The following is an 18,983-nucleotide window of genomic DNA, read 5'->3' as shown; positions in this document are numbered from 1 at the left end:
GTAAAATGAAAAAAGTAGGCGTATTAGGTAGAGGAACTATGGCTTTAGGAATTGTGCAAGTATTTGCGCAAAAAGGATATGAAGTTGTAGTATGGGTTAGATCCATTGATGAAAACAACAAAAGAGCTAGCATTGCACCTGTAGAGAAAGCTTTTGATAAATTGGTATCAAAAGAAAAGATGTCTAAAGAGGATATGGAAAAAGCTCTATCATTAATATCCATTACTACATCATATGATGACTTAAGCGACTGTGACTTAGTCATTGAGGCAATTTCCGAAGATATGAACATTAAAAAAGAGACTTTCAAGAAATTGGATGAAGTTTGTAAAAAAGAAGCTATCCTTGCAACAAATACATCTTCATTGTCAATTACAGAGATTGCCAATGCTACAAACAGACCTGATAAAGTTATAGGAATGCACTTTTTCAATCCTGTCCCTGTGATGAAATTAATTGAAGTAATTAAAGGTATTGTTACTTCTGAAGAGACAAAGAAAGCTATATTCGACTTGGCAGCTGATCTTGATAAAGTGGCAGTAGAGGTTGAAGAAGCGCCAGGATTTGTAGTTAACAGAATACTTATTCCTATGATAAATGAAGCTGTTGGAATATTGGCCGATGGCGTTGCAACAGCAAAAGACATTGATGAGGCAATGAAATTAGGCGCTAATCATCCTATTGGACCTTTAGCGTTGGCAGATTTAATTGGTTTAGATGTTTGCTTAGCAATCATGGATGTTTTGTATGATGAATTTAAAGATTCAAAATACAGAGCTCATCCACTACTAAGAAAGATGGTTCGCGGAAACATGCTTGGAAGGAAAACCAAGAAAGGCTTCTTTGAATATTTGAATTAGATATAGCATTAAAAATCCAAGTGGAAATTTAAGTTGAATGAAAATTCCACTTGGATTTTTTTACACTACGATTTGTTTTATCTCTGGCTCTTTGTCGATGTTTAAGAGATCTTCTCCAATCTCGTAAACATTTCCCGCACCCATTGTAACAATAATATCATGGTTAGAAACTTCATTTAATAGAAAATCTTCTATTTCTTTAAATGAACCCAAGTATATAGCATCAGTGCCAGACAACCTGATTTTTTCAGCCAAATCCCTAGAGTGAATTTCACCTAAATCTTTTTCTCTAGCGGCATATATATCAGCTATAATCACTTTGTCTGCATCAGTGAAAGCCTTTGAAAAACTGTCTAATAATATCTTTGTTCTTGTAAAAGTATGAGGTTGAAACACACAATATATTTTCTCGTTAGTGGATTTTCTTATCGCTCTTAAAGAGGCCATTATCTCGGTTGGATGATGAGCATAATCATCAATTATCTTTATATCTCCTAAAAGTCCTTTATACTCAAGTCTTCTATGAACACCATTGAAATGGGATAATTTATTTAATATCTCATGATCTTCCATTCCTATCAAGCTAGATACGCAATATGTCGCCAAGGCATTGTATATATTGTGCTCTCCCATGACATTTAATCTTATATTGCCTATTAAATTATGGTCCTTATAAATGTCAAAGGACGGATTTCCGTGTATATCATATTCAATATTTTTTGCAGTTATGAAAGCATCACTATTAATTCCAAATGTAATTATATTTGAATCAGCACTATCCAATATAGAATTGATATTTTTATCATTTATATTGACAATTAAATATCCATCATTTTGAATGTTTTTAAAATAACCTTTAAATGTCTCTTTTATATGGTCAATATCTCTAAAGTAATCTAAATGATCTTCATCTATATTCAGGATTACAGCTATTGTAGGAAAATATTTCAAAATATTTGCTTTGTATTCACAAGCTTCAGTTAAGAGCAAATCATCTGAACCTAATTTGACATTTCCACCTATATCGTCCAAATTACCGCCAATCAACATTGTCGGATTCAAATCGGAAAAATTCAGTACAGTAGCAAGCATGCTAGTAGTGGTAGTTTTTCCGTGAGTTCCTGATATTGCAATGCTTTTCTTGTAATTTTTCATCAAAGCTCCTAAGAAAGTTGCTCTATCAACTAATGGTATTCCTCTTTCAATGCATTTATTTAACTCCACATTGTCTTTTGAAATAGCATCGGTATAGATAACTAAATCTGCATCATCTATATTTTTTTCATCATGACCGATAAATACCTCTATTCCAATATTTTCTAGGTGCTCGGTAACTTTGCTTTTTTTAGTATCTGAACCGGTCACTGTAAATCCCTTATAAAACAGTATTTCTGCTAAACCGCTCATACTTATACCACCAATTCCAATAAAATGGACTTTTTTGAAAATTTTTTCATATAAATCAAATTCAAACATTTACTTTCCCCCTGAAGACGTATATAATCAATGTATAGTATTATTTTCTATCTTTATTCATTAGTTTTCGGATAAATTATACCACAATGAAATAATTAATAAATACTTTTTTAAAATTTACACAAAATAAAGGTATTTTTCTAAAAAATTAGAATATATATATTTGGATGTGATTGTTTCGTCAAGGAAGGTGGTGAGACTATGAAGATAACAGACGTAAGGGTAAGGAAAGTAACTGAAGAAGGTAAAATGAAGGCAATAGTATCTGTGACTTTTGATGATGAATTTGTAGTTCATGACATTAAAGTCATAGAAGGGCAAAATGGGTTATTCATTGCTATGCCAAGCAGAAAAATGGCAGATGGTGAATTTAGAGACATCGCTCACCCAATTAATGCCACCACAAGGCAAAAAATCCAAGAAGCAGTATTTGAAGAGTATGAAAAAACATTGGCGCAAGAACATTCAGAAACAGCCGAAACCAACGAGTAAAAAAGCCTTAAGGCTTTTTTACTTTTTTTGACATCAATTTTATTAGGTATTTGTTTAATTTTTTGTGGACTTATTCTTTTTTTGGGTTAAAATAAATAAAGAGGAAAAAACAAAAGGTGGTGATATATTGAATATTGGGATAATTCTTGCTGCGGGAGAAGGCAAAAGAATGAAATCTAGACATGCAAAAGTTTTACATAAAATTTGTGGCAAACCAATGATATCATACGTAATAGAGGAAGCTTATAAATCAGGCGTAGACAAGAACATTGTTGTCGTTGGACATAAAAAAGAAGAGCTCATTGAATATCTAAGAGATGTTGACGTAATAGTAAGAGAACAGCCAATAGGAGAGGGAAGCCCTTATGGAACTGCTTTTGCAGTTTCTCAAGCGATTGATGAAGTGGAAGACGATGATGATGTAATCATATTGTGTGCGGATACACCTTTGATAACAAGCGATTCCATAAAAAATCTTTTTGAATATCACAAAAGTACAAAAAGTTATGCTTCAGTATTAACCACTGTTCTTGAAGATCCTACTGGTTATGGTAGAATAGTAAGAAAGAGCAATGGAGATTTATTAAGAATTGTAGAAGATAAAGATGCAACCGATGATGAGAAAAAAATAAAAGAGATAAATTCTGGTATTTATTGCTTTAATGGAAAAGCATTAAAGGAATCAATTAAAAAAATTGACAATAAAAACAAACAAAATGAATATTATTTAACCGACGCAATTGGGATACTTAATTCAGAGGGGTTAAAAGTAAGTGCTTATGAGATTAGCAACTGCGAAGAGATTTTAGGAGTAAATAGTAGAGAGCAGCTTGCGATAGCTTCTAAAATAATGCAAAAGAGAATAAATAAATACCATCTGGATAATGGGGTAACTATTGTGGACCCCGATAATACATACATTGAACCAAATGTAGTTATTGGATATGATACAATAATTTACCCAGGAGCAATAATCGAGAGCAATTCGATTATCGGCCAAAATTGCAAGATTATTGGAAACACAAGGATTGTAAACAGTGAAATTGGGAATGGCTGTGATATAGATTCAACGCTGATTGAATCGAGCGTAATTGGGAGCAATTGTCACATTGGGCCTTTTGCCCATTTAAGACCAAATTGCAAGATTGGAAGCAATGTCAAGATTGGAAATTTTGTTGAGATAAAGAATTCGACAATTGATGACAATTCTAAAGCCGCTCACTTATCATATGTCGGAGATGCAGATGTAGGCAAAAATGTAAACATTGGATGTGGAGTAGTTTTTGTAAATTATGATGGCAAGAACAAATTCCGCTCTACTGTAAAGGACAACGCTTTTATAGGAAGCAATTCAAATTTAGTAGCTCCTGTTGTCGTAGAAGAATATGGCTATGTTGCAGCTGGTTCGACTATTACCGACAATGTAGATGAAGGAGACCTTTCAATAGCTAGAGCAAGACAAATAAACATACCGGGATGGGTTGAAAAAAGGGGATTTAAAAATCACAAATAACTAGGAGGATATTGTAAATGAATCTTTGCTATGGGGAGATTAAAGTTTTTACTGGCAATGCAAATAAAGAGCTTGCTAAGAAAATATGCGAGGAAATGGGTGCTAAACTCGGAGATTGCGAAGTGTCAACTTTTAGTGATGGAGAGCTGAATGTTGATATAAGGGAAACTGTAAGAGGTGCGGATGTATTTATAATACAACCAACTTGCTCACCTGTTAATGACAATTTAATGGAGCTATTAATAATGATTGATGCTGTAAAAAGAGCTTCAGCAGGTAGAGTAAATGCAGTAATACCTTATTATGGGTACGCTAGACAAGACCGAAAAACTAAAGCGAGAGAACCTATCACAGCAAAATTGGTTGCAAATCTTATTGCAGTCGCTGGCGCAGATAGAGTTGTGTCTATGGATTTACATGCAGGCCAGATCCAAGGATACTTTGACATCCCTGTAGATCATTTATCAGGCATACCATTGTTGGCAAACTATTTTAAGAACATGGTTGATGAGGACTCTGTAGTAGTTTCACCAGATTTAGGAGGTGTCACTAGAGCAAGAACTTTTGCTAATATTTTAGATCTTCCAATAGCGATTATCGAAAAAAGAAGACCAAAAGCGAATGTATCTGAAGTCATGAATGTGATAGGAGATATTGATGGCAAAAATGTAATATTAGTAGATGATATTGCTGACACAGCTGGAACTTTGGTAAAAGCAGCAAGTGTTTTGAAAGATTTCGGTGCAAAAAAAGTCTATGGCTGTGCTACTCATGGGGTTCTATCAGGGCCGGCCATTGAAAGAATTCATGATTCTGTGATAGAGAAATTTGTAATTACTGATACAATACCATTACCAGAATTAGCAAAGATTGATAAAATTGATATTGTAAGTGTTGCACCTTTGTTTGCTGAAGCGATCAAACGAATTAATAGCAACCAATCAGTTAGTATAATTTTCAATTAATATAAGGGGATGGTTCGGTGATAATTATTGCCGGGCTAGGTAATCCAGGCCGAGAGTATATTAATACAAGACATAATATAGGCTATATGGTCATTGATGAACTAGCCAAAAGAAACAATGTTGATGTGGATAGGATTAAATTTGACAGTTTAACTCGAGAAATAAATTTATACGGTGAAAAAGTACTTTTGCTAAAGCCTATCACATATATGAATAACAGCGGTATTGCTATAAGAAAAGCTGTGTCATTTTATAAAATACCTCTGGAAAATTTGCTTGTGATATATGATGATATTGATATAGATTTTGGATCTGTAAGAATAAGAAAGAAAGGTTCCAGTGGAACCCATAATGGAATGAAGTCAGTAGTAAAAGAGTTAAATAGTACTGAATTTCCAAGGATTAGAATAGGCGTTGGCAAGAAGCCACCGGGATGGGATCTTGCGGACTTTGTTCTAAGCGATTTTACCAAGGAAGAGAAGGGTACTATTGAACAAGCTATCAATTTAGCTTGTGATGCAGTAGAAGTATTTATCAAAGATGGCATTGATAAATCCATGAATTTATATAATAAATAACTTACACGCCCAGGTAATACCTGGGCTTAAGGTGTTAAAGAGGGATAGTATGAGAGACATTTTAATTGATCCATTGCTGAATTTGGATTCATATAAAAAATTGAATGAGAGCATTGTAAATCATGAATTTCCAATTATGATACATGGATTGATTGAAGAAAATCACTCCCATTTTGTATATGCTCTTAATAGACATTTAAATAGACAAATAATTATTATTACAGCAGAGGAAACTAGAGCTAAGAAACTAGTCGAAAATATAAAAGCTATGTCAAGTTATGGTGACGCAGAGTATTTTCCAAAAAAAGAAATGATGTTTTATGACATTGAGGCATTAAGCAACCAAATTTCACATGAAAGATTGAGAATTCTAAACAGACTAGTGAATGGGGACAAAATAATATTGGCATTAAGTGCACAAAGCGTATTTGATATCTTGATCAACAGGAAAATATTTGAGAATTCTATAATCCGTATAGATCTAAATAGCTCTATAGAATTAAGATCATTACAGGATAAATTGGTTCAGTTAGGCTATGAGAGAGTAAATCAAGTGGAAGGCAAAGGCCAATTCAGCATAAGAGGCGGGATTGTAGATATTTTCTCGCCAAATTATTCATATCCATTCCGAATTGAATTGTTTGATAATGAAGTAGACTCCATAAGGTATTTTGATGTCATTTCTCAAAGAACTATCGACAATTTGGATAATATAGAGGTTATTCCTGCAAAAGAAATCATTTTATCTGAAATCCAGAAAAAAAATATTGCTGCGAAGTTGGAAAAAGATTTAAATAAACATATGAACAGAGTTAAAAATTCGAAGGCAAGTGAAATGGCTATAAATAAGTATAATCATATACTAGAGATTTTAGACAATAATAGCGATGTAGCAAATATAGATTTGATTTTACCCTATATAGATGAGAGCATAAGAGGCGGCATAACTGATTATTTTTCTCCAGATAGCATCGTATTGCTAGACGAAGTCAAAAGCATTGAAGAAAAGATCAAAACAAATAGGGATATACAAAATTCTGAATTGCTAGAGCTATTTGAAACTGGAGAAATACTTAATTCTCATTTGTATTTAAACTACGATTATTTAAAGTTTCTTCGAGCTTTAAAAGATAAAAATATAATCACGACGAGCTTTTTCTTAAAACAAGACAATGATTTTCCACCAAAAGCAATTTATCAGATTTCAGCTAAGCAGGGCTCGTATTATGCTAATAATTTCAATTTTCTTATTGAAGATTTAAAAAGATATATGTATCGTGGTTATAAGACATTGATTTTCTCTGGTACTCTTGAAAGAGCAAACAGATTGAAAACTCAACTTAGCGATTCTTCAATTAATGCATCCGTAATTGAAGATGAAGATAATATCATTCAATCATCACAAATTTTTATAATTCCTAGGAGCTTAGATAAAGGATTTGAATATGAAAATGTGAAATTTACGCTTATAAGCGATAAAGATATATTAGGGAGTAGCAAGAAAACTAAAAAAGCTAAGAAAAATAAAACGAAGGCAAATGATGCAATATCTTTAGGGGATTTAAATGTAGGAGATTATGTAGTCCATGAAAACCACGGTATTGGTCAATATTTAGGCATAGTACAACTCGATGTCGATGGAGTAAAAAAAGATTATCTATCAATTGCATATCGAGGCAAAGACAAGCTATACTTGCCAATTGACCAAATGAGCATGATTCAGAAATATACAGCCAAAGATGCCGGTTTACCTAAGGTAGACAGCCTAAACAGCATTGAATGGATTAAAAAAAGAAATAAAACAAAAAAAGCAATTGAAGAAATGGCAAAAGATCTTGTTGAACTCTATGCAAAGCGCGAAAACATAGAGGGCTATGCGTTTTCTCCTGACACGCCATGGCAGAAACAATTTGAAGACAGTTTTCCATATGAAGAGACAGAAGGTCAATTGAGAGCAATCGAGGAAATCAAAGCAGATATGGAGAAACCAAGACCTATGGACAGGCTTTTATGTGGAGACGTAGGGTATGGAAAGACGGAAGTTGCTTTAAGAGCTGCTTTTAAGGCTGTAATGGACGGGAAACAAGTGGCAATATTAGTTCCAACTACAATATTGGCACAGCAACATTACAATACTATAATTGAAAGATTTTCTGATTTTCCTGTAAAAATAGGATTGCTAAGTAGATTTAGCACATCTAAATCAATTAAAAACACTTTGTCTATGATAAGGAAGGGCTCTGTTGATATAATTATAGGGACTCATAGGATTTTATCAAAAGATGTTGTATTCAAAGACTTAGGATTGTTGATCATAGACGAAGAACAAAGATTTGGAGTAAAACACAAAGAAGCTCTAAAAAAACTGAAAGAAAATGTAGATTGCTTGACATTAAGCGCAACACCAATTCCGAGAACTTTAAATATGAGTTTAATCGGGATTAGAGACATGTCTGTAATTGATGAACCGCCTGAGGAAAGGTATCCAGTTCAAACATATGTATCTGAGTTAAACAAGGCATTGATTAGAGAAGCAATTCTTAAAGAAATCTCAAGAGGCGGACAGGTCTATTATGTATATAACAGAGTTGAATCCATCGATAAAATAGCGTATGAACTCGAGCAACTAGTCCCAGAGGCAAGCTTTGGCGTAGCGCATGGCCAAATGACAGAAAGACAATTGGAAAATGTTATGATTGATTTCATCAACAATGAAATTGATGTTTTAGTTTGTACTACAATTATTGAAACTGGAATGGACATTCAAAATGTCAACACTATAATAATTCACGATGCTGATAAACTAGGTCTATCTCAGTTGTATCAACTTAGAGGAAGAGTTGGAAGAACAAATAGACTTGCCTATGCATATCTGATGTATCAAAGAGATAAAGTTCTAAGCGAAGTAGCGCAGAAAAGGCTAAAAGCGATTAAAGACTTTACAGAGTTTGGAGCTGGATTCAAGATTGCGATGAGAGATTTAGAGATCAGAGGAGCTGGAAATTTACTTGGCTTAAGTCAACACGGGCATATTGAAAATGTTGGCTATGACCTCTACATCAAATATTTGCAAGAAGCAGTTCAAAAGGTTAAAGGAGTTAGCGTAATAGAGAAAATAGATACTACGATAGATTTGAAATTAGATGCGTATATAAGCTCATTCTATATAGAAGAAGAAGAACAAAGAATTGAGATGTATAGAAAAATTTCATCCGTTGAGAGCAAAGAAGATATTGATGAATTAACTGATGAGTTAATAGATAGATTTGGAGACATACCACAGCCTGTTTTCAATCTAATCACAATCTCATATATCAGATATTTAGCAAGCAAAAATAACATAACAAATGTTGAGCAAATTGATAAAGGCATAATGGTAAACTTTGCAAATGTCAACAATATTTCTTTAGAACTCATTACGAAGTTGACTGACAAATATAAAAACAATGTTTTCTTTAATTTAACAAAAAATGCGAATATAACAATAAAAGTTAAAAAAGATATTTTGAAATCTACTTTAGAATTAATTCAGATAATTGACAGTATAAATAGTAGACAAAAAGATTGATAGAGGGAGTGGTTATTTGAAAAAGAAGAGTATAATAAAAGTACTTGCAATATCTTTCCTATTCATTGCATTATTATCAGGCTGTTCTAGTAGCAAAGATGGAGTAGTTGCAATAGTGAATGGAGAAGAAATATCTATTGATGAATATAATCGCGAATACGAAATTTACAAAGCTTTATTTGTATTTCAAAATGGAGAAGAAGCGCTTTATGAAAAATCATCAGCTGATAAGACATATGAAGATACATTAAAAAGAGATATTTATGATAAACTGATACTTGAGAAAATCATAGAGCAAGATTTCAATAAAGCTGGCTTAACAATAACAAGTCAAGAGTTAGAAAAATACATGGAAGAATCACTAGGCGAAGCTAGAGATGAATTTAGCGATTTCATATCGAAGATTGGAATAAGTTGGGAAGATGTTCAAAAACTCCAAAAATCAGAGCTAATGGTCAATAAACATAAGGATCACTATTTTGAGACATTAAATATTAATGAAATTGAAATCAAGGAGTATTATAATAAACACAAAGACGAAATCATAAAGTACAGGTTAAGCCAAATATACTTGGAAGATGAACAAAAAGCCAATGATATATTGAATAGGCTAAAGAAGGGCGAAAGTTTTGAAGAACTTGCTAAAATAGAGTCAAAAGACAGTATTTCAGCTATACAGGGTGGAGATGTAGGATATATTAGAAAAGGGCAAGATCCGGTTTTAGACGATTATATTAAAGGGTTAAAGGTTGGAGAAATCACCGATGTCATATCTGCATCAAATGGATTTTTCATCATGAAATTAACTGATGTAAAAGAATCTTTTGATGATTTAAAAGATGATGTAGTCCTAGAAATAAAAAATAATAAATACATTGAATACGTAACTGAACTAAAAAACGAAGCAAAGATAAAAAATTATTATGATAATTTATAGTAATTCATCCAGGAGGATAAATAGATGTCTAAACAAAACAGCTTTGTAAAAGGCGCTGCTATTTTAGGTATGGCAGGGGTTATTGTAAAAATATTGGGTGCTATTTATAGAATCCCTTTGTCAAATATAATTAAAGCTGAGGGGATGGGATATTACCAGACAGCATACCCGTTTTATGTATTATTGCTTACAATTTCAACTTCTGGTATTCCAGTAGCTGTAGCTAAGATCGTATCAGAAAAGAGAGCTTTAGGAGATTATTCAAACGCACAGAAGGTATTTAAGACTGCACTAACTGTAATGGCAATTGCCGGATTATTGACTTCGTCAATTTTATTGATTTTCGCTAAAAAAATAGTAAATTATTTGGGAAACCCTAATGCATATTATGCACTTATTGCGTTGACACCAGCACTTTTGTTTGTGCCTATAATGTCAGCCTTTAGAGGACTTTTTCAAGGCAGGCAAAACATGGTGCCAACGGCGCTATCACAGATTGTGGAACAACTTTTCAGAGTGGTGTTTGGGCTTACGTTGACAGTAATATTGCTAGACAAGGGTATTCCAATAGCTGCAGGAGGCGCATCGCTTGGAGGCTCAGTAGGAGCAATATTTGGAACGATTTGTATTGTGTTTATATATTATTTATTTAGAGATACTATAAAAAGAGAATCCCATAAGACGATTGAAGCCAAGGAATACCCTGCAAAAAGCATAATAAGAGATTTGTTATTGATAGCAATACCAATAACAATAGGCTCTGCAATTGCTCCGATAATGGATGCTATAGATGCAAGTTTAGTATTGAGAAGACTTCAGTCAATATCTTTTACACAGCAAGAATCAAATGCTTTATATGGCCAATTAAAAGGCATGGCACAGACTCTCATAAATTTACCACAAGTTTTTTCAATGGCAATAGCAATGAGCTTAGTGCCCGCAATTTCATCGCTTAAAGCAAAGGACTCAAAAGAAGAATTAAATGCAACAATATCATCTGGAATAAGAATTACTTTGCTAATAGGATTGCCTTGTGCATTAGGTATATTTGTGCTAGCTGAACCAATAATAAGGCTTTTGTATTTTAGCAACACAGAACAAGTTATAGTCAGCACAGGGAAAATACTTAGATATTTATCATTGGGAGTGGTTTTTTTAACTTTAGTTCAGTCTTTGACAGCCATTATTCAAGGGCTTGGAAAGCCTTTCATACCGGTAAGAAATTTATTTATTGGAGCTTTAGCTAAAGTTTTGCTTACTTACACTTTGACAGCAATACCGGCAATAAACATAAACGGAGCTGCAATTAGTACCGTCACGGCATATGCAATAGCATCATTGTTGAATTTGAAATATGTAATAACTAAAGGCAAAATCCATCTGGATTTAAAGGACATATTCATTAAACCCTTTATTTCTTCTATTATAATGTCGATATTTGCTGCTTCAGGATATTACTTAGTGCATCTTTTAGCAGGAAATTCAATATCTACATTGACCGCAGTTGTGTTAGGAGTTATTTCCTATGTAGTTGCTTTATTTATGACAAAAACTATAACAAAAGAAGACATTTTATTAATGACAAAAAATGAAAAAATATTAGCTATAGCAGATAAATATCTGTAGTTGGAGGTTTCTATGAAGAAAATCAACATAATAGGTCTTGGGTGTGGCAATATCGATTCTTTGACATTGGGGGCAATCGAAAAGATACAAAGTGGAAACAAAAACATACTAAGAACTGTTAATCATCCTACAATTGAGTTTTTTCACAATAAAAACATACCATTTATAAGCATGGATTATATATATGAGAGCGAAATGAGCTTCGAAAAAGTGTATGAGAAAATAGTAGATAGATTACTTTATGAGTTGGAATCCAACGATGAAATTAACTATATTGTTCCCGGACATCCGATGGTAGCGGAAAAAACTGTTTCTCATTTGCTTGAAAAAGCATCCAAGGGAACTTTTGAAATTGAAATAGTTCCAAGTGAGAGCTTTATCGAACCGATTTTAGCATCTCTTAAAATAGATCCAATTGATGGGATAAAAATCATCGATGCATTAGAATTAAAACCAACACAATTAGATATTAATTCTAATTTGATAATATGCCAGGTATACAATAAAAGAGTGGCTTCTGAAGTAAAACTAGCATTGTCGGAAGTTTATGGTGATGAGTATGAAGTCAGTTTAGTACATTATGCAGGTGTAAAAGATAAAGAGCTAATCGAGAAAATCAAAGTGATGGATATTGACAGATCTAAGAATATCGGAGCTTTGACAACATTAGTGGTTTTTAAAGTAAATAAAGATGAATTTAACATATATGATTTTAACGACTTGGTAGATATTGTGAAAAAGCTGCGTTCTAAAGACGGGTGTCCTTGGGATAGAGAACAGGATCATTTTACATTAAGAGAAAACTTAATCGAAGAAGCTTATGAAGTAATAGAAGCGATAGAGGAAGAAAATTTTAATCACTTGGCAGAAGAACTAGGAGATTTGATGCTTCAAGTGTTATTGCATACCCAGATAGCCTCTGAAAATGGCGATTTTTACTTAATAGATGTGACAAAAAATCTTGCTAACAAGTTAATTACAAGACATCCTCATGTTTTTTTAAAAAAAACACTGGTAAATACTGATAAAGTAGTATATAATTGGAATATGATAAAGTATGGGTCTAGATCAATCGATACTTTGTCCGGTAGAATGGAGAATATTCCTAAATTGCCTTCCCTAATCAGAAGTAAAAAAGTTCAAAAACTTGCTTCAGAAGTCGGATTTGATTGGGATGATATAGACGGACCAATGAAAAAGGTAATTGAGGAATATGATGAAGTTCTAGAGCTTATTGAAAATGGAGAAAAAGATTCATTACGCTATGAGGAAGAATTGGGAGATTTATTGTTTTCCATCGTCAATTTAGCTAGATTTTTAAAAGTCGATCCTGAGACTGCTCTGCATAAAGCTACTGATAAATTTATAGATAGGTTTGGAGTAGTCGAAGAATTGGCGCAAAAAAAAGGTAGAAAGTTGCTTGAGATGTCTATAGAAGAGTTAGATGAATTGTGGGATCAAGCAAAGAGTCGCTTAGATGACACAACTAAATAATTACTCAAAATTAGTTAAATTTAAAGGAGGAGTAAAAATGAACAAAGCAGAATTAATAGCTAGCATTGCAGAAAAGAGCAATCTCACAAAAAAAGATGCAGAAGCAGCATTAAATGCATTCATGAAATCAGTTGAAGAGACTCTAGTTGCAGGAGACAAAGTTCAACTAGTTGGGTTTGGAACATTCGAAGTAAGAGAAAGAAAAGCAAGAGAAGGTAGAAACCCAAGAAATCCTGAAGAAGTAATTAAGATTCCAGCTTCAAAAGCACCTGTATTCAAAGCTGGAAAAGCTCTTAAAGAAAGCGTAAATGTAACTAAAAAAGGTAAAAAGAAATAAAAAATCAGGTCTTAGACCTGATTTTTTTTACAGGAGAGAATATATGAGAATTGATAAATTTCTTAAAGATTCAAGAATAATAAAAAGAAGAACAATAGCCAAAGAAGCATGCGACAGCAGTAGAGTTTATATAAACGGCAAAGTTGCTAAAGCAGGAGATGAAGTAAAACCTGGAGATATAGTTGAAATTCAATTTGGAAATAAAAACTTAAAAATTGAGATAGTGAATGTTAAAGAGAATGTTTCCAAAGCTGAATCGACAGAAATGTACAAAATAATAGAATAGTTATTGATATTAATTTAGAAAAGTGAGATAATTCTATATATAATATTGAGGTGGTGATTATATGTCTAAAAATAAAAGAAAAAAACAAATTAAAAAAAGAGGATTTAGGATTCATCATCTATTCATTTTAATTATAGCCATATACACTACAATAACTTTTTTTAACCAGAAAAATTTACAGAGAGATCTCATGGCAGAAAAGGTCAAACTAGAGGAAGAAGTATCAGAGTTGAACAATGAAATCACAGATTTAGACACTCAAATAAAACAAAGTGGAACATTATCATTTGTTGAGAAAGTTGCAAGAGACGAATATGGCTTAGTAAAGCCAAGGGAAATAATATACATAGATAAAAATAAAACCGATGAGAAGAGTCTTTTCAACAAATAACAATCAACAAATCTACTAAGAAATTAAATGGCATAAGCGCTATAAATTATATCAGCTTCATACTTCCAAATTTTTTAATCATCTTAATGAGTAATCCAAGCGTACTTTATGATTAAGATAATTGATTGACAATTAATAAATCCTGATATATACTTATCATATATTATTAATCTAAGGAGGAAGAATTAATTTATGCCCCTATCTGTAGGAGAAATAGTTGAGGGTACTGTAACAGGTATTACAAATTTTGGAGCTTTCATTGAGCTTCCTGATGGGAAGAGTGGTTTGGTACACATTTCCGAAGTCTCACATGATTATGTAGAAAAAGTATCGGATTACTTAAAAAAAGACCAAAAAGTCAAAGTAAAAGTTTTGTCAATTTCAAATGATGGAAAGATCAGTTTGTCAATTAGGCAAGCTAAGCCAAAGACATCAAAACCAGCTGATATTGACTGGCATAAGTCTGATGAAAGGCAGAAGAATTTATCGTTTGAGGATATGCTGAACATGTACTTAAAAGACAGTAATGAAAAGCTAGATCAAATGAAAACGAGGGATAATAGAAAAAGTAGTGGAGTGAGGAGCAAAAAAGCAGGATATAGCGATTGATTAAACCGGGTTTCCCGGTTTTTTGTTTATCTAGGGAAAAGGTGATCTTATGGACGATATATTCGATAAATTCTATAAAAACGTCACGGAATACAATTTGATAAAACCAAAAGATAATATTGTCGCTGGGATATCTGGCGGTATTGACTCTGTAGTATTGCTTGATTTACTGGCTAGACTTAGAGATTTATTCGATTATAATCTTTATGTCGCTCATGTAAATCATGGAGTAAGAGGTATCGAAGCCGATAGAGATGAAAAATTCGTAGAGAGATTATCAAACAAATACAGCGTCCCATTTTACAGCACAAAAGTAGATATGAATGGATTCGCAAAAGAAAAGAAGATTTCTTCAGAGGAAGCTGGTAGAATACTTAGATACGGATTTTTTAGGAAGATATTAAACGAAGTTGGCGGAGGGAAAATTGCAGTAGCGCATAATAAAAATGACCAAGCTGAAACTGTTATGTTGAGAATAATTAGAGGCACTGGAATAGATGGACTAAAGGGCATGCAATTCAAAGCACAAGATATAATAAGACCTATACTCAATATAAAGAGAAATGAACTTAATGAGTATTTAATGTCATATGGGTTAGATCATGTAGAGGACTATACAAATGTAGAAACTATATATCAGAGGAATAGAGTAAGACTGGAACTTTTTCCATACATTGAAGAGAATTTCAATCCAAATATAGTAGATAGTCTTTACAGATTATCAAAAAATGCTCAAATCGACTCTGATGCTTTAGATGAAATCGCAGAAAAAAAATATAATTTATTGGTGAAAAAAACAGACAATAATAGTATAATCATTGAAGGCGTACTTTTAAATAAAGAGCTTCGAGCAATAAAAAATCGAATAATTAGGAAAGCTATATTTTGCCTTTGCGATGACATTGTTGACATTGAACAAAAACATGTAGAATTAATAATAGAATTATTAGAGAACAATAAAACTGGCAAGAGTATCGATATCGCTAAGGGAATAATAGCGAGAATTTCGTATGGAAATCTATATCTAGAATTGGAAAAGCCAAGAGAAATAGTATTCGAACCAAAGAAACTGACAATGGGAGAGAACATCATTGAAGAGTTAAGGCTTAAATTGACCATTGAAGAAATAGATAAAAAAGATATAAAATTCAATAATTTAAATACAAAGTATTTTGATTATGATAAAATAGAATGGCCAATTATTTTAAGAACTAGAAAAGAGGGCGATGTTTTTTATCCTCTAGGCTTAGGAGGCAAAAAAACAGTTAAAAAATACTTTATAGATAAAAAGATACCACAAGAAGAAAGAGGCAAAATTCCTCTCGTATGTGATATCAACAATATTATGTGGATAATAGGCTATGACATATCAGATATTTTTAAGATTACGAATAAAACACAAAGGGTATTAAAAATGCGATACCAAAAATATTAATTTGGAGGTATTTAGGTGGAAGACCAAATGATTAAAGAAATTTTAGTTTCTGAAGAGCAAATCAAAAAGAGAGTAAAGGAGTTAGGAGAACAAATAACTAAAGACTATCAAGGCAAAGAGCCAGTTGTCGTAGGCATTTTAAAAGGTGCGGTAGTGTTTTTGTCTGATCTAATAAGAGAGATAAAAATACCTATTCACATTGATTTTATGGCTGTATCAAGTTATGGAAAGTCAAGCATATCTACTGGAGAGGTTCGGATAATAAAAGATTTGGATTTCAGTGTAGAAGATAAAGACATTATTATTGTTGAAGACATCATAGATACAGGACTGACTCTAGGATATTTAAAAGAATTGCTTATAAAGAGAGGAGCTGATAGTGTCAAAATCTGTACATTATTGGATAAACCTGAAAGAAGAAAAATTAATATAAATGTTGACTATACCGGATTTACTATACCTGATGAGTTCATCATTGGATATGGACTAGATTATAATGAAAAATATCGAAATTACCCATTTGTAGCTGCATTAAAAGAAGAATATTATAAATAACAATATTCAATAGACTTAATTATGACTGGAGGGAGACTGAATTTGAAGAGATTTTTTAGAGGCATAAGCATTTACTTGATAATAGTATTGATGATTATGCTGAGTGTAAGAATGTTAGGAACGAATGTAGAGAAACCTGTGGAGCTTAGTTTTACAGAGCTGGTTACACATTTAAACGATGGAAGTATTAATAAAATAACCTCTATTGGAAACACAGTAGAAGGTGAACTCGATGATGGCAATAAGTTTACAGCCATTCTACCTGAAGAAACAAGGGTTACTTTTTATCACGATTATGTGAAAGAATTAGTTGATGAAGGCAAAATTGTATATGAGGCAGAACAAGTACCCACAACACCATGGTATATTGAAATGCTTCCAACAATCTTTATACTCCTCATTTTTGGAGTATTTTGGATGGTAATGATGCAACAAACTCAGGGCGGAGGAAACAAAGGAGTAATGTCCTTTGGAAGAAGCCGAGCAAAAATGCAAAAATTTGACGATGGGAAAATTGTGACATTTGACGATGTTGCTGGGCTAGACGAGGAGAAAGAGGAACTACAAGAGATAGTAGACTTCCTTAAAAACCCAAAGAAATACATCGACATAGGTGCTAGAATACCTACAGGTGTATTGATGGTGGGTCCTCCTGGAACAGGTAAAACTTATCTTAGCAAAGCGGTAGCTGGAGAAGCGGGAGTTCCATTTTTCACGATATCAGGTTCGGATTTTGTTGAAATGTTTGTTGGAGTTGGCGCTAGCAGAGTTAGAGATTTATTTGAACAGGCTAAGAAAAATTCGCCATGTATTGTGTTTATAGATGAGATAGATGCAGTTGGGAGAAGAAGAGGCGCAGGACTAGGAGGAGGGCACGACGAAAGAGAACAAACTCTTAACCAACTTCTAGTTGAAATGGATGGCTTTAGCAAAAATGAAGGTATCATAGTAATGGCTGCAACAAATAGAGCAGACATACTTGACCCAGCATTGCTTAGACCTGGAAGATTTGACAGAACTATTTATGTAGGTTTGCCAGATGTTAAAGGTAGGGAAGAAATCTTGAAGATTCATTCTAAGAACAAACCTTTAGCAGATGATGTTGACTTAAAAGTAGTAGCAAAGAGGACACCAGGATTTACTCCAGCTGATCTTGAGAATTTAATGAATGAAGCTGCGCTCTTAACTGCTAGATATAATTTAAAAGAAATACCTATGCATTTGATTGAGGAAGCTTCAATAAAAGTACAAGCAGGTCCAGCTAAAAAAAGCAAAGTAATCAGCCCAAAAGAAAAGAGGCTAACTGCTTATCATGAAGCAGGGCATGCATTAACATCTAAATTGATTCCTGGCTCAGATCCAGTTCACCTAGTTACTATAATTCCAAGAGGTATGGCAGGAGGATTTACAGCTTATATACCTGAAGAGGATAGGAACTACATGACAAAAGGCGAAATGGAAGACAGGTTAGCTGTGCTTCTAGGTGGAAGAGTAACAGAAGCATTGGTACTCGAGGATATAAGTACTGGCGCTCAAAATGACATAGAAAGAGCAACTAAAATAGCAAGAGACATGGTTACTCACTATGGAATGAGTGAAAGACTTGGGCCTATGACTTATGGAACTGACAATGACGAAGTTTTCTTGGGAAGAGACTTCGGCAGAACTAGAAATTACAGTGAAGAAGTAGCTGCTGAAATTGACAAAGAAATGAGAAATATAATAGATCGCGCTTATCACAAGGCAGAGTCTCTTTTAAAAGACAATATAGATGTTTTGCATAGATTAGCTCAAGCTCTTATGGAAAAAGAAACAATTGACGGTAAAGAATTTGAAAGTATTATAGCAGGAAATTAAAGAA

At 33.1% G+C, this 18,983-nt stretch carries 17 protein-coding genes; 16 read left to right on the top strand and 1 reads right to left on the bottom strand.

From position 1 onward, the window contains the following. The first annotated feature begins 5 nt into the window (after positions 1–5). Positions 6–860: a 3-hydroxybutyryl-CoA dehydrogenase gene (locus tag BO51_RS02850; protein WP_496483782.1), complete on the top strand. Its 855-nt coding sequence runs from the start codon at positions 6–8 to the stop codon at positions 858–860. Between the two features lie 60 nt (positions 861–920). On the opposite strand, the gene murC is transcribed toward BO51_RS02850, so the two are convergent. Further along, complete coding sequence (murC, locus tag BO51_RS02845) at positions 921–2,336, bottom strand: UDP-N-acetylmuramate--L-alanine ligase (RefSeq protein WP_496483780.1); 1,416 nt, start codon at positions 2,334–2,336, stop codon at positions 921–923. Between the two features lie 201 nt (positions 2,337–2,537). Here murC and spoVG point away from each other — a divergent pair, with 201 nt between their 5' ends. The 15 genes from spoVG to ftsH all read left to right on the top strand — a co-directional run bounded on the left by spoVG (position 2,538) and on the right by ftsH (position 18,979). Then, the gene (gene spoVG / locus BO51_RS02840; protein WP_496483778.1) at positions 2,538–2,828 is read left to right on the top strand and encodes a septation regulator SpoVG; all 291 of its coding nucleotides are present in this window, start codon (positions 2,538–2,540) and stop codon (positions 2,826–2,828) included. A gap of 127 nt (positions 2,829–2,955) precedes the next feature. Next, positions 2,956–4,341 carry a bifunctional UDP-N-acetylglucosamine diphosphorylase/glucosamine-1-phosphate N-acetyltransferase GlmU gene (gene glmU, locus BO51_RS02835; RefSeq protein ID WP_496483776.1) on the top strand — a complete coding sequence of 462 codons (1,386 nt, stop codon included), beginning with the start codon at positions 2,956–2,958 and terminating at the stop codon, positions 4,339–4,341. A gap of 17 nt (positions 4,342–4,358) precedes the next feature. Continuing rightward, positions 4,359–5,306 (top strand): ribose-phosphate diphosphokinase, encoded by a 948-nt coding sequence (locus BO51_RS02830; protein ID WP_496483774.1) that lies wholly within the window; start codon positions 4,359–4,361, stop codon positions 5,304–5,306. Between the two features lie 17 nt (positions 5,307–5,323). Next, on the top strand, positions 5,324–5,884 hold the full coding sequence (pth, locus tag BO51_RS02825) for an aminoacyl-tRNA hydrolase (protein ID WP_496483772.1): 561 nt from the start codon (positions 5,324–5,326) through the stop codon (positions 5,882–5,884). A gap of 49 nt (positions 5,885–5,933) precedes the next feature. After that, a complete protein-coding gene (gene mfd / locus BO51_RS02820; RefSeq protein ID WP_496483770.1) occupies positions 5,934–9,452 on the top strand; it encodes a transcription-repair coupling factor in 3,519 nt (1,172 codons plus the stop codon). 16 nt (positions 9,453–9,468) lie between these two features. Continuing rightward, the gene (locus BO51_RS02815) at positions 9,469–10,389 is read left to right on the top strand and encodes a peptidylprolyl isomerase (protein ID WP_496483768.1); all 921 of its coding nucleotides are present in this window, start codon (positions 9,469–9,471) and stop codon (positions 10,387–10,389) included. Between the two features lie 24 nt (positions 10,390–10,413). Continuing rightward, positions 10,414–12,015 (top strand): putative polysaccharide biosynthesis protein, encoded by a 1,602-nt coding sequence (locus BO51_RS02810; protein WP_496483766.1) that lies wholly within the window; start codon positions 10,414–10,416, stop codon positions 12,013–12,015. Positions 12,016–12,027: 12 nt separating this feature from the next. After that, positions 12,028–13,509, top strand: a complete 1,482-nt coding sequence (yabN, locus tag BO51_RS02805; protein WP_496483764.1) for a bifunctional methyltransferase/pyrophosphohydrolase YabN — start codon at positions 12,028–12,030, stop codon at positions 13,507–13,509. A 37-nt stretch (positions 13,510–13,546) separates the two neighbouring features. Continuing rightward, on the top strand, positions 13,547–13,846 hold the full coding sequence (locus BO51_RS02800) for an HU family DNA-binding protein (protein ID WP_496483762.1): 300 nt from the start codon (positions 13,547–13,549) through the stop codon (positions 13,844–13,846). Positions 13,847–13,889: 43 nt separating this feature from the next. Beyond that, the gene (locus BO51_RS02795; protein WP_496483760.1) at positions 13,890–14,132 is read left to right on the top strand and encodes an RNA-binding S4 domain-containing protein; all 243 of its coding nucleotides are present in this window, start codon (positions 13,890–13,892) and stop codon (positions 14,130–14,132) included. 61 nt (positions 14,133–14,193) lie between these two features. After that, complete coding sequence (locus tag BO51_RS02790; protein ID WP_496483758.1) at positions 14,194–14,523, top strand: FtsB family cell division protein; 330 nt, start codon at positions 14,194–14,196, stop codon at positions 14,521–14,523. A 192-nt stretch (positions 14,524–14,715) separates the two neighbouring features. Beyond that, a complete protein-coding gene (locus tag BO51_RS02785) occupies positions 14,716–15,132 on the top strand; it encodes a S1 RNA-binding domain-containing protein (protein WP_496483756.1) in 417 nt (138 codons plus the stop codon). A gap of 49 nt (positions 15,133–15,181) precedes the next feature. Further along, positions 15,182–16,567 carry a tRNA lysidine(34) synthetase TilS gene (tilS, locus tag BO51_RS02780; RefSeq protein ID WP_496483754.1) on the top strand — a complete coding sequence of 462 codons (1,386 nt, stop codon included), beginning with the start codon at positions 15,182–15,184 and terminating at the stop codon, positions 16,565–16,567. A 27-nt stretch (positions 16,568–16,594) separates the two neighbouring features. Further along, positions 16,595–17,122 carry a hypoxanthine phosphoribosyltransferase gene (gene hpt / locus BO51_RS02775; RefSeq protein ID WP_496483880.1) on the top strand — a complete coding sequence of 176 codons (528 nt, stop codon included), beginning with the start codon at positions 16,595–16,597 and terminating at the stop codon, positions 17,120–17,122. Between the two features lie 42 nt (positions 17,123–17,164). Beyond that, on the top strand, positions 17,165–18,979 hold the full coding sequence (gene ftsH / locus BO51_RS02770; protein ID WP_496483752.1) for an ATP-dependent zinc metalloprotease FtsH: 1,815 nt from the start codon (positions 17,165–17,167) through the stop codon (positions 18,977–18,979). Positions 18,980–18,983: the final 4 nt, after the last annotated feature.

The organism is Soehngenia saccharolytica DSM 12858 (assembly GCF_059568515.1).
The sequence above is the reverse complement of the archived record's forward strand: the minus strand, read 5'-3'. Positions and strand labels throughout refer to the sequence as shown.

Excerpts from the sequence above, each read along its gene's own strand:
- BO51_RS02785 (WP_496483756.1), top strand. The coding sequence starts at position 14,716 with ATGCCCCTATCTGTAGGAGAAATAGTTGAGGGTACTGTAACAGGTATT.
- yabN (WP_496483764.1), top strand. The coding sequence starts at position 12,028 with ATGAAGAAAATCAACATAATAGGTCTTGGGTGTGGCAATATCGATTCT.
- BO51_RS02790 (WP_496483758.1), top strand. The coding sequence starts at position 14,194 with ATGTCTAAAAATAAAAGAAAAAAACAAATTAAAAAAAGAGGATTTAGG.
- mfd (WP_496483770.1), top strand. The coding sequence starts at position 5,934 with ATGAGAGACATTTTAATTGATCCATTGCTGAATTTGGATTCATATAAA.
- spoVG (WP_496483778.1), top strand. The coding sequence starts at position 2,538 with ATGAAGATAACAGACGTAAGGGTAAGGAAAGTAACTGAAGAAGGTAAA.
- BO51_RS02850 (WP_496483782.1), top strand. The coding sequence starts at position 6 with ATGAAAAAAGTAGGCGTATTAGGTAGAGGAACTATGGCTTTAGGAATT.
- murC (WP_496483780.1), bottom strand. The coding sequence starts at position 2,336 with ATGTTTGAATTTGATTTATATGAAAAAATTTTCAAAAAAGTCCATTTT.
- tilS (WP_496483754.1), top strand. The coding sequence starts at position 15,182 with ATGGACGATATATTCGATAAATTCTATAAAAACGTCACGGAATACAAT.
- BO51_RS02810 (WP_496483766.1), top strand. The coding sequence starts at position 10,414 with ATGTCTAAACAAAACAGCTTTGTAAAAGGCGCTGCTATTTTAGGTATG.
- hpt (WP_496483880.1), top strand. The coding sequence starts at position 16,595 with ATGATTAAAGAAATTTTAGTTTCTGAAGAGCAAATCAAAAAGAGAGTA.
- BO51_RS02830 (WP_496483774.1), top strand. The coding sequence starts at position 4,359 with ATGAATCTTTGCTATGGGGAGATTAAAGTTTTTACTGGCAATGCAAAT.
- BO51_RS02795 (WP_496483760.1), top strand. The coding sequence starts at position 13,890 with ATGAGAATTGATAAATTTCTTAAAGATTCAAGAATAATAAAAAGAAGA.
- BO51_RS02800 (WP_496483762.1), top strand. The coding sequence starts at position 13,547 with ATGAACAAAGCAGAATTAATAGCTAGCATTGCAGAAAAGAGCAATCTC.